At 41.2% G+C, this 13,173-nt stretch carries 10 protein-coding genes; 3 read left to right on the top strand and 7 right to left on the bottom strand.

What is annotated here, in order from left to right:
• Positions 1–121 precede the first annotated feature (121 nt).
• Both FKN08_RS22735 and FKN08_RS22730 read right to left on the bottom strand, forming a co-directional pair.
• Positions 122–736 carry an AAA family ATPase gene (locus FKN08_RS22735; RefSeq protein WP_249373471.1) on the bottom strand — a complete coding sequence of 205 codons (615 nt, stop codon included), beginning with the start codon at positions 734–736 and terminating at the stop codon, positions 122–124.
• Positions 737–1,222: 486 nt separating this feature from the next.
• A complete protein-coding gene (locus tag FKN08_RS22730; RefSeq protein ID WP_170892904.1) occupies positions 1,223–3,694 on the bottom strand; it encodes a hypothetical protein in 2,472 nt (823 codons plus the stop codon).
• A gap of 622 nt (positions 3,695–4,316) precedes the next feature.
• Here FKN08_RS22730 and FKN08_RS22725 point away from each other — a divergent pair.
• Both FKN08_RS22725 and FKN08_RS22720 read left to right on the top strand, forming a co-directional pair.
• Positions 4,317–4,556 carry a helix-turn-helix domain-containing protein gene (locus FKN08_RS22725; protein ID WP_065771554.1) on the top strand — a complete coding sequence of 80 codons (240 nt, stop codon included), beginning with the start codon at positions 4,317–4,319 and terminating at the stop codon, positions 4,554–4,556.
• On the top strand, positions 4,550–5,878 hold the full coding sequence (locus FKN08_RS22720; protein WP_170892903.1) for a type II toxin-antitoxin system HipA family toxin: 1,329 nt from the start codon (positions 4,550–4,552) through the stop codon (positions 5,876–5,878). Before FKN08_RS22725 ends, FKN08_RS22720 begins: the two co-directional genes overlap by 7 nt.
• Before the next feature lie 191 nt (positions 5,879–6,069).
• Here the strand turns inward: FKN08_RS22720 and FKN08_RS22715 are convergent, their stop codons facing one another.
• Positions 6,070–7,392 (bottom strand): site-specific integrase, encoded by a 1,323-nt coding sequence (locus FKN08_RS22715; protein ID WP_069539743.1) that lies wholly within the window; start codon positions 7,390–7,392, stop codon positions 6,070–6,072.
• 400 nt (positions 7,393–7,792) lie between these two features.
• On the opposite strand from FKN08_RS22715, the gene FKN08_RS22710 reads away from it, so the two are divergent.
• Positions 7,793–9,484 (top strand): class I SAM-dependent methyltransferase, encoded by a 1,692-nt coding sequence (locus FKN08_RS22710; protein ID WP_170892902.1) that lies wholly within the window; start codon positions 7,793–7,795, stop codon positions 9,482–9,484.
• 94 nt (positions 9,485–9,578) lie between these two features.
• Here FKN08_RS22710 and FKN08_RS22705 read toward each other — a convergent pair whose 3' ends face one another.
• The 4 genes from FKN08_RS22705 to FKN08_RS22690 are packed head-to-tail and all read right to left on the bottom strand — an operon-like array spanning position 9,579 to position 13,165.
• Positions 9,579–10,802 carry a beta-ketoacyl-ACP synthase gene (locus FKN08_RS22705; RefSeq protein ID WP_170892901.1) on the bottom strand — a complete coding sequence of 408 codons (1,224 nt, stop codon included), beginning with the start codon at positions 10,800–10,802 and terminating at the stop codon, positions 9,579–9,581.
• Complete coding sequence (fabG, locus tag FKN08_RS22700; RefSeq protein ID WP_109168605.1) at positions 10,799–11,524, bottom strand: 3-oxoacyl-ACP reductase FabG; 726 nt, start codon at positions 11,522–11,524, stop codon at positions 10,799–10,801. The genes FKN08_RS22705 and fabG overlap by 4 nt, the downstream gene beginning before the upstream one ends.
• Complete coding sequence (locus FKN08_RS22695; protein ID WP_005388322.1) at positions 11,521–11,985, bottom strand: hotdog family protein; 465 nt, start codon at positions 11,983–11,985, stop codon at positions 11,521–11,523. Before FKN08_RS22695 ends, fabG begins: the two co-directional genes overlap by 4 nt.
• The gene (locus FKN08_RS22690) at positions 11,978–13,165 is read right to left on the bottom strand and encodes a beta-ketoacyl-[acyl-carrier-protein] synthase family protein (protein ID WP_170892900.1); all 1,188 of its coding nucleotides are present in this window, start codon (positions 13,163–13,165) and stop codon (positions 11,978–11,980) included. The genes FKN08_RS22695 and FKN08_RS22690 overlap by 8 nt, the downstream gene beginning before the upstream one ends.
• Between the last annotated feature and the right edge of the window lie 8 nt (positions 13,166–13,173).

Below are 13,173 nucleotides of genomic sequence, written 5' to 3'. Positions count from 1 at the left end.
CGCTGCTTCTAACTTAAATTCTGCGCTAAATAGTCGTCTTGTACGTTTTGTCATAGTGTCACCTGTTAACTTATGAGGTGATGATATCACCTCTAACTAAGTGACCAAATTCACTATGCCACTACACAAGACGGTTACTGCCCTTGGAAGCACCATAGAACTGATCTTCACTAGGAATATATGTACAAAGATCAGAGTTTGCCTCTTCAAATTCTCGAAGTGCGCTTTCCATATCCGCCTTTGTTTTAACGTTCGCTAGAGTGCTGAACTGTGATTGTGCTTTGATTCCGTCATAAATAGTTTTTAAATCAACTACTTTTACTCCAGACTTTTGAGCTGAAAACCAAGAGGCAAACTCAGCAATTACTTTTCTTTGCCCGTACTGTTTTACCACTGCATTGCCGCTATCAGCATCATAAGTAGCTTCAGCAGTAATCGTGAGTTCGTCTTGACGAACATAAGCCGCAAGATCTTCCCTAGCTTGCTCCGTAAGTTCTCCAAACGTAACAGTAATCTTGATTGGGTCATTTGTATTTTTGTGGTGAAAATCATCTTCTGACAATTTAATTAAATCTGTTTGCGAGTTTTTGTTTTCTCTAAAGAAAAGATTTAGAGCATTAATCACTGTTGATTTACCAGAGCTATTAGCCCCAATGAAGCAACTATAGTCAGATATATCTACTTCTTGTTCTTTAAATGACCTGAAGTTTTCGATTTTTAATTTTGTGATTTTCATGATAGCCCCTAACCAAACATGCTGATTTTATGGCAACGCCTGACGCTCTTGCCTTATGTCCATGGTGAAGATATTGATTATGAAACTCAATGATTACCTATCTATAGTGTGAGTCTAGAGCAGATCTGAACTAGGTGGCACTTTTTGAGAAAAGTGCCACGAGTAAAATTTCAAGCCTATGAAGCCTCTGGACAAAAGCTTGTTAAAGTAATCGGACAAATTTGAAAAATTCGAATAAATTTTTGTATCGCTAAATTGCGAACTACATTTTACCTAGGGTTTAATTCATGAAGGATGAAGTTGTTCTTTATAGTAGTTTGAACCTTTAAATGTAAGAAATTGGAATCGACTAGCCTATTCTTCTGATATGCCCAAATGGAAGAGTTTACTACTAGTTATACCTCTAATGAGCTATGAACTCCTAATATGAAATTAATAGAACGAAAGTAGTAAGCCTCGTCCTATCTTCGAACAGAAAATCTAGGCTCAATTACTTCTGCTTCTTTGCTTCTTTGCACTCCGAAGAACTCGTAACTTCTCGACTTCAAATTCCTTGCATACTTTAGAACTAAACATCTCATTTTTTGGCATATCTAATGAGTAAAGATCTTTCTCTCTTAACTCTTCATCCTTTAAATATTCTATAAAATTTTCAGCTCTATCGAGTCTAGTTTTTACACGTTCTAATCGTTCATTTCTATTAAACTGAGCGTATTCCGTTCTTGATGATTCAGCTAAATAGTTACTTACGGTTTGATTATAAACACCAACGTCAGTACAAATCATATCTAAATAAGTGTAGCAGTTTGATAGTTCACGGAGTACATAAAGTCCATAATTTGTAACTTTAACACTATCAACATCAACAGTATATCTATCAAGTCTATTATTAGACTCCAATATTCCGTGTTTTAGCAGTATATCGATGTTATTTTCAAAATCTTCATTCATGTTAAATGTTTCAATAAAATAAGTTTTCATATCTAATAATGAATGAAAAGAAGGATCTGTTTTATCAGACCCCTTTGATAGATACCTTAGTATTCTTAGGGCAGTAAAGTGAGATGAATGCCTGTTGCTTCGAAGTTGATAAATATTAGGGATATCACTCAACTTTTCATCGTAAAAATATCTACTTGGGATCATTACTGGTTTTAAAACTTGATGGATTTGGAATTCCCACCTGCCAACCGAAATCATTTCGTCGACATTAGTATAACCAGAAAGCAAAAAGCTTCTAAATAAATCAAGCGATAATCGTGTATCTCCATGCGCACATGCACTTAAAAATTTTGTCAATGGTGAATTTGAGTTCGAAAATGACTGATTAAGTATATCTAGATAAATTTTACAATCCTTGACTATTTCATCATCCATATCACCTAAAACTGTATTTCTTTTTTCCAAACTACTCAAGAGAGACATCGTATATCTAAGACGTTTCCTGAAAACCTCTGCGGGGTTTGGAGAGCTTATATGGAATCCAGAATTTTGAAAGGCATCTAAGACACCATGAATTTTTGAATCATAGAACCTTTCCTCTCGCATTGAAATGAGTGATACACAACCAAGCTCTTTAGATATTTCCTGCGCAGAAGTAAAACAAAAATCTTGAATCTCTGAGGAATATTGGTCAGTATTATCCACAACTACTATTGCTCCCTTTTCTTTTTCAGACCAATAGGAAACTAATTGCTTTGCACAATATAAATAGTCTTGCTTCCATTCACGAACCAATTCATTTAGCGTTACGTTATATACTTCAGAAGACTGATTTAAACCTGCAAGCGATTGTTTTTGTGCAACACTAAATCTGTCTTTGAATAGTTTTTCTATTAATACGCTTCGTTCCTCATTTAGGATATTATCCCTATCAAGATTTTCTATCAAAGTTTTCCATATATAATTTCGTATAACCTCTTCATTCTCTGGAACTTTAAGTAAATCAATGATTGATATTATCGAATGTTCTTTAAGCCATCGAGGCGGGGAATGATGCAACAGTCTTTTTATAAAAGTTGATTTTCCAGCACCTTTTCCTCCAAAAAGCACAAGAACTTCTCCAGAACGGTTTCTTTTTAGGTTTTTTGTAATCCTACCCCCTAACTGGCCACCTTTACCAGTATCATCAAGTTGTTTAACACCGTACTCTTCAAAATATGGTGTTAATGAGTCATGAATTAAAGAGTGAATATCATCAAACGTATTTTTATAGTCTCTTTGCGACACATAACACTTATTCATAAAATCAGTGTCATCGTCCGATATCACACCAAAATAATGATTCGCGATAGGCCTTAATGTTGTTGCTAATCTATTCGATTTAATAGGGTGAGAATATGTAAGTATTTTTTCTTTTGGATAAAAAATAGGTCGATCTTTAGGTTTTGATGTAGATAGTATATGTGGTAAAGAAGAATTTTCTGTAATGGCAATAAAGGAAAAGCTATTTATTGATTTGGTATACTCCATTATAAAAAAATCTAATTTCCTAATAACGAAAGCATTAAGTTGTTCCCAACGCTTACCTTTTTCAAAAGTTTTAAAAAATATCCACTCATGTCCATTTGTTATACATGCATACTCACAACCAGTATCAAAACAGTAGGTTCTAACTTGTTGCATTACAGACTTTATTTTCGGATCACTAATCAATTTATTAATAGAAATATAGCAAGATGTCTCACTATCACAGTGGGGAATTGGCAATTCAAAATAAACTCCTTCTTTTTTTGCCTCTATAAATATAAGGTCATCACCATTATCCTTTTTAAGTATATAGTCAGCATATCCAGGGTTTATGTATTCTTCAACAACAACTTTATTCTTAGGCCAGAATAAAAAGTCGTGTAGCACGAAATCAATTATTTTGTGCCTTGTTTCAGCTTCATTCTTAGTTCGTGGTTCTAATGACTGTATTAGGTCATTCATTTTTTCGTAGTTGTCACCAAACTGCACGTTATGCATCCTCTTTAAAAACTACACATAAAGTATGCACGCTATCACATATAGGCATGTGTATCTAAGATAAATCACTCAGAATCAAAAGAAACTCACAGGATCAGGTCTTGTCTTTTGACTATCATAGTTTTCTTATACTTTAGTTACGTCAAAGCTTACCAAAATTAGCTTTCTTTATGATGCAGCATGGCGGGAATGCTAATTTGTCAATTAAATAGGATAAGTTTGACTAGGGCGAACTCAGGTTAACAATATATGAATGAATAAACCGTCTACATAAAGGGGCAAAGGTGATTTAGGCAACCGAGAAGGATTTCTTCCGAGTTGCGAACCATAGTGCGCTCTTGAGCTTTAGCATTACACCAGATATCGCAAACAATTTAGTTGACCTTTTTACGACAGGTCTATTTCACTAAGTCATTTTACTTGAAACTCTTGGAGGATATGTGCTCTGGACAGATTTCTGACTAACTTCTGCTCATATACTGTTTGGAGTATAAAAATCAAATATACTTTATGGAGTATATCGTTTTAATATACCCTATGAAGTATATTTGCGCCATATACTTTATGGGGTATATAATGCATACTATCTTCATATCTAACTAAGGGTATCATAATGCTAGTCAACACACCGACAGCCCTCGGCAATGCGTTACGCGAAGCCCGAAAGGAAAGCGGCCTAAAGCAAACAGATCTTGGTCTGCGACAAGCAACAGTATCTAATTTTGAAAGCAACCCTGAAAAATCCACGATAGAAACATTGTTCAAGCTCCTGTCTATCAATGGACTAGAAATGCATATTGTGCCGAAAGGCAAGCACATTACTGAAACTAAAGGGGCTGTTGACGAATGGTGAATCGACTTCATGCTTACATGAATGGCGTAAAGGTTGGGGTACTTGAAAAGCGCACAAACGGCGCACATGTTTTCACTTACGATTCGGGTTGGGTTTTAGCACCAAATGGTCGTCCTATCTCGCTTTCTATGCCTCTCAGGAAGGATGCGTATACTGGCAGTGAGGTTATTAACTTCTTTGATAACTTACTGCCAGATAATCAGCAGATACGAGATAGAATAGCTGCTCGCTATAAAGCAGATACTAAACAGCCATTCGACCTATTAGCTAAGGTTGGTCGAGATGCTGTAGGTGCTATCACGCTAGTTCCAGAGGGCTTTGATGTAGATGATCATCGAACCATAACCGCAAAGGCGTTATCCGAAAAGGAATTGGTTAAAATCCTAAAGGGATATATGGAGGACGCTCCTTTGGGGATGCTGAAAGAGGAAGATGATTTTAGGATCTCGATAGCGGGAGCGCAGGAAAAGACAGCCTTACTGTTCTACGATGGAAGATGGATGCTACCACAGGGAATGACTCCAACTACGCATATTATCAAGCTGCCAATAGGTGAAATTGTTTCTCAGAACAATGTTATTGATTTGTCTGCTAGTGTAGATAATGAGTTGATTTGTATGAGGCTAGCAAAGGCGTTCGGCATTCAAACGGCAAACTGTGACATTATTCGTGCTGGTGATGTTCGTGCCTTGTCTGTTGAGCGATTTGACCGAAAATTATCTTCTGATAACAGCTATTACTTGCGCTTGCCCCATGAGGATTTTTGCCAGGCAAAAGGGATTCCCTCAGCTAGAAAATATGAAATTGACGGTGGTATCGGCATAGAAGAATCTATTGATATTTTGCGATACTCATACGAAATCAACGATACCGTTACTTTTGCGCGTTCTCAGATATTGTTTTGGCTACTAGCTGCCATTGACGGGCATGGAAAGAATTTCTCTGTAAGTATAGCCGCATCTGGTCGATATCAGCTTGCACCACTGTATGACATTATTTCGGCACATCCACTGACAGGTGGGCGTGGTTTGAGTGAGCGTAAGATCAAGATGGCAATGAGCTTACGTGGCACTAGTGGTCGAAAATGGAAGTGGCACCAACTTCAACCGCGCCATTTCGAAGATACCTTTCACACTATGAACGTCCCGAACATAAGGCGAGAAAAGGTTCGCTTATTGCTCGATGAGTTTGAATCGACGGCAATGGAGGTGATTGATTCTGTCGGAAACTCGCTACCAACTGATATCAATGAAAGCGTAAGAGATAAGATATTTAACGGTGTCTTAAAGACCGTCAAGAAAATTCAATTGACAAAAAAATAAATCAGTATTTAAAGAAAAGCCTCACAGTCGTGCAAGTTATTGCACGACTGTTTTGATATTTTTGGGGATGGTCAAGCTACCGCTCGCTTTGTTAGTTGTCAGCCACGCCTGTAACTCGAAAGGGCAATGGCTTGGTTGTGATTGAGCTATCGAGTCTTTCTTGGCAGTTATCGTAGATAAAATTAGTTGTATTAGGAGGTAAGGCTCTTTTTCTTCCAAGGAAGCTCTCTCTCAAAAAATACTAGCTTATAATCTTCAAGGCGTGAATTGAGCGCCTTTTCCCATAGTTCAAGTCCCAATCGTTTTTCATCAATGTACTCATACATATCATAGTGCCTACCAGATACATCATTGATAGCATGCCCCTGTATACGATCACGGTACTCTTTGGGAATCTTGATTTCCCCTCCCAATGTTTTTACTGTTCTCCGAAAGTCCCTAGCGACAAAAGGCCTAATTTTTGTAACTTTTTTGTAAGTTAGCAGTGCTTGAGCAATAGTGTTGGTAGGCATATGTTCATTTGAATTTGTTTTCTTAAAGAAAACAAATGGGCTACCAATAGTAGCCGTTTGTTCTCTGATTTCTTCTAGTATTTGGATTGCAGAGTTAGTCAGAGGAAGCATGTGATTTTTCTTTGTTTTTTGGAAAGCTTCGCTGACAAGAACAGTTTTTTGATCAAAATTTATGTGCGACCATTTGATCGTTACCACTTCGTGAGGTCGTTGCCCTCCCAGGTAAAAACAAAGCCTTAGCACTTGTCTGGTTTGGTATGCAAGGTTTAAATCATCAAATCTATGTTCCATGTCATAAAGTAATTGGGTTACTTCATTCCAAGATAGGAAGTGTGAACCAATTTTTTCAGGTTGTTTTGGTATTTTCGATATCGGATTGTGGTCAAGAGCGAATTTGGTTTCTCTTTTTCTGAATTTAGGGTTATTTTCGTACCCTAAAGCGAAGTTGAATGCCGCATGCAGAATGGAGCGAATTTTATTACTCTTGTCCACAAATCCTTCTTCAATTGGGATTGCTAATATGTCCAAAAAATCTTCAGTTTCAAAATCTTTCGCCTTTCGATGTATGTCGAGATGAGGGAACACATTTTTCACTATGAGCTGATATTCGTCTTCGTGACTACGATTTCCATCATCTTGTTTGTTCTGCTTATGGAACTCAATAAGTTGCTCAAAGGTGCCTAATTGATCTTTTTCACGTTCTGCTATTTTCTTCTCTTCAGACTGCCTTTCTAGCTCATTTTTTGGATCTAATCCTTTAGAGAGCATTGTACTGTACTCGTTAGCTAGATCACGTGCTTTAGATAAAGTTAGAGCAGGGAACTTACCTAAAGTGATGAAAACTTCTTTCTTCTCTTTATGGTATTTGAACTTGAAGATTTTAGATCCTGCGGGAGTTACTTGAACAGTTAAGCGCCCAGTTCCTCTTTCGCCTGTACTATCTGGTTTATAGTAAGCAGTTTTTTTTGCAGGAAATGCTTCTATCTCTTTTACAGTTAACATATTAGTTACCTTGAATGAACTGCTATTAGCTAAACTTCGTAGTCGGCTATGTAGTCGGGTTACTGTTTAGTCTAGTGTAGCCAAATGTAACTATAAGTGATACTGTTATCTTATTGATTGTCATTAAATCGTTGATTTTAAATGGCAATTTAACTTTAGGTAATTGTGTGTAATCCTGTGACTACATCACTTCTAAGGATGTGGTCATTGGTTCGAATCCAATAGGGCGTGCCATTTATTCTAAAAAGCCCCGATAACTCTTTGAGTTTTCGGGGCTTTTGCGTTTTAGAACATTCGATATTAATCACTACGTCACCTACAACTTTTGACTGAGATTATAGCTATTGCAATCTCTAGCAATTAACATGAGCTCATATTAGTTGCTTTCCTGTTTATCTTTATGCCTGCCACGTCTAGATTTTATGAACAACACGCAGATTGTTTAGCGGAGCAATACACTTCGCTCAAGTTTAAGGATGTCCACGCGAGCTGGAGAGTTTTCTGGCCCCAGGCTGGAGATCGCGTGTTAGATGTTGGCGCGGGCTCTGGTCGAGACGCGAAATGGATGGCTGAACATGGGTGTGAAGTTGTTGCGATTGAGCCTGCTCAAGCACTTCTAAGGCTTGGTAAGTCTTACTGTGGCGATTCCGTTACTTGGCTTGAAGATGCATTACCTAAGCTTGAGAAAACCATTAATCTTGGCTTTCGCTTCGATTTAATTCTTGTCAGTGCGGTATGGATGCATCTTGCGCCTACGCACCGTGAACGTGCATTTCGCAAACTTGCAAATTTGTTAGCGCCTAATGGTCGATTGGTGATTAGCCTTCGTCACGGTGACTTTTCTGACGGTCGTAAAGCTTATCCGGTATCGGTTGAAGAGCTTGAAAAGTTTGCAAAGAATAGCGCGTTAATGGTGAGAAACGTATCTCTCGATGATGATCAGTTAAAGCGAACGGGTGTATCTTGGCAAACGGTAGTGATGTCTTTGCCTGATGATGGTTCTGGTGATCTGAATAAGGTTCGCCACATTATCGTCAATGATTCCAAATCGGCTACCTATAAACTCGCACTACTGCGTACTTTACTACGTATTGCAGACGCTCATTCTGGTGCAGTGGTTGATCGCAGCGAAGGTAAAGTTGCCATCCCATTAGGATTAGTTGGCTTATATTGGATTCGTCAATTTAAGCGTTTAATCGATAAAGAGAACATCCAGCAAAGCTCGAACTCGTCTAAAGGGCTAGGATTTATCAAGCCGGAAGGTTGGGGCAGGCTTTCCCATTTAAGTCCTGATGATCTTGCTATAGGCGCGACATTTTTTGGCGAAGACGCAGTGGCGCTGGATAAAGCAATAAAAGATAGCTTAAAAACCATAAAAGATGGCCCCGTCGCCTTTACCTATCAGGGCGATAAATCAAACCCTTACTTTGAAATGATTCGTTCAGCTAAAAAGCCTAAAGGTTCAATTGTTGTGGATAGTGAGTTCCTCGAAAGCTATGGGCTGTTTGTGTTGGATGAAAGCCTTTGGGATTGTTTTCGATTGTATAACTCTTGGATTGAGCCGCTGGTAGTCAACCAATGGATTATGGAAATGCAACGATTTCAGTCTAATCAAGAGCGGGGTATTCCACTGCAAACGTATCACGATTGTTTGGTCTGGATTGATAAAGACCATGATACGCGAGTCGTGCGAAAGAGAATTGAACAGTTGAAGCTCAGCCATTGCGACATTGTCAGTGTATGGAGTGGAAGCAAATTACGAAATGAGTATCACGTTGATCACTGTTTGCCTTTTGCTTATTGGCCCAACAATGATAAGTGGAACTTACTACCAACATCTAAGGTTGAAAACCTAAACAAGCGTGATCGTATTCCTGCTAGCTATCGATTAAACGCATCCAAGCCGCGAATTTTGGATTGGTGGCAGTTAGCTTGGGGAGAGACGGATAATTTGAGTCGTACATTTTTTACCGAGGCTTCATTGTCGCTACCTAATGTGCCTGCATCTTGCCAAGATTTTGAGCATGTCTTTGAAGCGATGGGATTACAAATTCGTGGTGTTAAAAGTCGCCTTTGTATCGCGGAATGGTAATGTCTTGTTTGCCGTTACAGCGTGATATATGAACCTGATAGGCAACCAACAAAAAAGCGCTGGTTAACCAGCGCTTTTGCATTTATTAAGGGCATTACATCTTTTTAAAGATGATGGAGGTGTTGATGCCGCCAAAGGCGAAGTTGTTACTCATCAAATATTTCACGTCCAGTTCTCGGCCTTGTCCGGCGATGTAGTCTAAATCGCCACATTGCTCGTCGAGGTTTTCTAGGTTGAGTGTTGGGTTGAACCAACCCGTGTGCATCATTTCTAAACCTAGCCACGCTTCAATTGCGCCACACGCGCCTAGTGTGTGGCCAAAGTAGCTCTTGAGTGAACTGATTGGCACTTTACCTAGAGCATTCGCTGTTGCGTTGCTTTCTGCAATATCACCGCGGTCGGTGGCAGTGCCGTGAGCAGATACATAGTCGATCTTCTCAGCAGGAATGCCCGCGTTTTGCAAAGCCATTTCCATACAGATTTGCATGGTTTCCATCTGTGGTTGAGTGACGTGTGCGGCATCACAGTTGCTGGCAAAACCGATGATTTCTGCATAGATTTTCGCGCCACGAGCGACGGCGTGTTCGTACTCTTCCAGAACCAGCGTTCCCGCACCTTCACCAATCACCAAACCATCGCGATCGGAGTCATAAGGTCTTGGTGTGCTTTTCGGGTCTTCATTCTTCAGACTGGTAGCAAAAAGGGTATCGAAGACAGCGGATTCCGTTGGGCACAATTCTTCAGCGCCACCAGCAACCATTACCGTTTGGTAGCCGTGTTTGATCGCTTCGTAGGCATAGCCGATTGCTTGGCTGCCAGAGGTACATGCACTGCTGGTTGGGATCACTCGGCCTTTCAAACCGAAAAATAGACCAACGTTCACCGCCGTGGTATGTGGCATCATCTGCACGTAAGTCGTTGCGGTGATCGCTTTAGTGGTTTTCTCATTCAGCATGACACCAAATGCGCCGATTGCGTCAGTACTGCCTGTTGATGAGCCGTATGCGATGCCTGTTTGACCGTTGGTTAGCACGTCGTTACCAATCAAACCTGCTTGGCTTAGTGCGTTTTCTGTTGCGACGGTCGCTAATTTGGAAACACGGCCCATGCCGCGTACTTGCTTGCGCTTGTAGTGCTTTGGCAGATCAAAATCTAAAATTGGTGCCGCGAGCTTGGTGTTCAAACCATCATACTGTTCGTAAGAAGGCATGTATTGCGTCGCGTTCTGGCAGTCACGCAGTTTTGGCTCGACAGATTGCCAATCGTTACCAAACGTAGTCACACCCGACATTCCGGTTACAACAACTCGACGGCTCATACTAGGCCTCCGTTTACCGAAATGACTTGGCGAGTTACATAGCCTGCGATGTCAGACATAAGGTAACTGACTAAACCAGCGACTTCTTCTGGTTCTCCCATGCGGCGCAAAGGAATTTGCGGCATCGCGTGTTCTTTTACGTGTTCGTCTACCATGCCTGTGTCGATAAGCCCTGGAGCAACGCAGTTAACGGTGATTTTGCGTTTTGCCAGTTCAAGTGCGAGTGATTTTGTTGCACCAATTACGCCCGCTTTTGCTGCGCTGTAGTTGGTTTGACCACGGTTACCCATCAGGCCAGATACTGATGCAAGGGTAACAATTCGACCACCTTTACGCTTTTGCACCATTGGCATAACACAAGGGTGAAGAACGTTGTAGAAGCTATCTAGGTTGGTATGAATCACACCATCCCATTCTTCTTCGGTCATCGCAGGGAAAGCGGTATCTTTTGTGATGCCTGCGTTGTTCACGACGCCATAGTAAGCGCCGTGTTCGGCGATATCGGCTTCTAGCTTCTCACGACAATCTGCACGGTCACTGATGTCGAATTGGATAAGACGACCGCTACCACCATGCTGTTCGATGGTGTCTAGGGTGTCTTGCGCGCCTTGTTGATCGCCCATGTAATGGACAATGACTTGGAAATCATCTTTGGCTAATTGAACGGCAATGGCTTTACCGATGCCTTTGCTGGCACCTGTAACGAGGACTTGTCGGGTCATTGTTGACTCCTGATTTTCATTTCTTGTAATTTTTCTTCTGATGGAACGTAAACGTTCAATTGGCAAGTCGCTACAACAGTTCCTTGTAGCTCAATACGGGCTGAAAAAACCGCCATACCGTTATCTTCCATAACTTTTTCAGCATACACATCGAGCACCTGTCCGCGAGAAAACGTATCGCATTCAGACGTGTATCGACGGCTACCAAGCAAAAAGCCAATCGGTGGCGCTTGTTCTTTCATTAATGCGTGGTAACCAGACCACGCCGCGACAGATTGCGCCATAAACTCAATGCCAACGTAAGCTGGCACGGTTTGAGAGGTCGAGTCGAAGAACGGGTTGTGTTCTGCGATATCAACCTGGCAGTGAATCGTATCTTGTTGAACATCCAAGGCACGATCGACCAAAATCATTGGTTTGTCGTGTGGCAAAAGTTGTTCGATGGGAGGAAGTTTAGTCATGAGCGTAACCAAAAATAAGACTAATATTATTGCCACCAAAAGCAAAAGAGTTGCTGAGAATCGCTTTGTTACCCAGTTTGGTTGGCGTCTCAACTAACGATATATGGATATCGTCTGCTTTGGTTTCGCAGTGTTGTATTGGCAAATCAAGGTTGTACTTGAGAATATGCCAAGCGATCGCGGCTTCCGTTGCACTTGCAGCGCCTAATGTGTGTCCGGTAAGTGGCTTTGTAGAGCTCACAGGGACGGAGTCACCAAAGCAGCGATGAATGGCTTTGCTTTCCATCACATCGTTTAACGGCGTTGCTGTGCCATGCGCGTTGATGTAACCAATGTCTTGCGCTGTAAGTCCTGCATTGGCCAACGCTTTTTTCATCGCTTCTTCTGCGCCTAAACCTTCTGGATGTGGTGCGGAAATATGGTGTGCGTCTGAGCTGTCGCCAGCTCCGAGAAGAGCAACGGGCGCAGGTGTTTTGCTTAGCAACATTAATGCTGCGGCTTCGCCGATATTGATGCCGTTGCGATGTTGGTCAAACGGCTTACAAAGGGTATCGGATAGAGCTTCTAAACCGTTAAAGCCGTTTAGCGTTAGGCGACAAATGGTATCCACACCACCTACAATGACCGCATCAACAATGCCAGAGCGAATCAGGCGTTGCGCGGTTAAAAAGACACGACCACTAGAAGAGCAAGCGGTTGAAACTGAGTAATGTGGGCCGCTCAAATCAAAGTAGGCTGCAATAAAATCGCTGCAGTTGCCAAGCTCTTGTTTGGTGTAATGGTAGTCGGCAGGAAACTCACCGCTTGCCAGCTTTTCGCCAAATGCGATTTCGCCATCTGAAATGCCAGATGTGCTGGTGCCGATCACGACTGCGATACGGTCACGACCATATTTAGCAATGGCGTCACGCACGTCGCCTTCGATTTGCTGCAAAGCCGAAAGTGCGAGGCGGTTGTTTCTCGTATCAAACTGGCTGAGTGCGGGTGGTAATTGCGGTAACGCCTGTGCGATTCGACCGATTACTGTTTGGCGGCCTGAATTTAAAATATCTTGGTCAACCACCATGTTGGATGGCTTCGCTCCCGATAAACACTGGTGGATGAGCGCATCATCTTGTCCCATGGCAGAGTGAAAGCCACAGGCCTGAATATACAAAGGTTGAGAAGAGCGAATAGGCATATTGTTAT

It is taken from the genome of Vibrio sp. 1-2 (7-a), from assembly GCF_013048515.1.
In the GTDB taxonomy this organism is placed as follows: Bacteria; Pseudomonadota; Gammaproteobacteria; order Enterobacterales; family Vibrionaceae; genus Vibrio; species Vibrio diabolicus.
This window is presented reverse-complemented; position numbering and strand designations above follow the sequence as displayed.

What these genes read in the sequence shown, in the direction of transcription:
- FKN08_RS22735 (WP_249373471.1), bottom strand. Translation starts at nt 736, where the DNA reads ATGAAAATCACAAAATTAAAAATCGAAAACTTCAGGTCATTTAAAGAA.
- FKN08_RS22705 (WP_170892901.1), bottom strand. Translation starts at nt 10,802, where the DNA reads ATGAGCCGTCGAGTTGTTGTAACCGGAATGTCGGGTGTGACTACGTTT.
- fabG (WP_109168605.1), bottom strand. Translation starts at nt 11,524, where the DNA reads ATGACCCGACAAGTCCTCGTTACAGGTGCCAGCAAAGGCATCGGTAAA.
- FKN08_RS22690 (WP_170892900.1), bottom strand. Translation starts at nt 13,165, where the DNA reads ATGCCTATTCGCTCTTCTCAACCTTTGTATATTCAGGCCTGTGGCTTT.
- FKN08_RS22710 (WP_170892902.1), top strand. Translation starts at nt 7,793, where the DNA reads ATGCCTGCCACGTCTAGATTTTATGAACAACACGCAGATTGTTTAGCG.
- FKN08_RS22695 (WP_005388322.1), bottom strand. Translation starts at nt 11,985, where the DNA reads ATGACTAAACTTCCTCCCATCGAACAACTTTTGCCACACGACAAACCA.
- FKN08_RS22720 (WP_170892903.1), top strand. Translation starts at nt 4,550, where the DNA reads ATGGTGAATCGACTTCATGCTTACATGAATGGCGTAAAGGTTGGGGTA.
- FKN08_RS22715 (WP_069539743.1), bottom strand. Translation starts at nt 7,392, where the DNA reads ATGTTAACTGTAAAAGAGATAGAAGCATTTCCTGCAAAAAAAACTGCT.
- FKN08_RS22725 (WP_065771554.1), top strand. Translation starts at nt 4,317, where the DNA reads ATGCTAGTCAACACACCGACAGCCCTCGGCAATGCGTTACGCGAAGCC.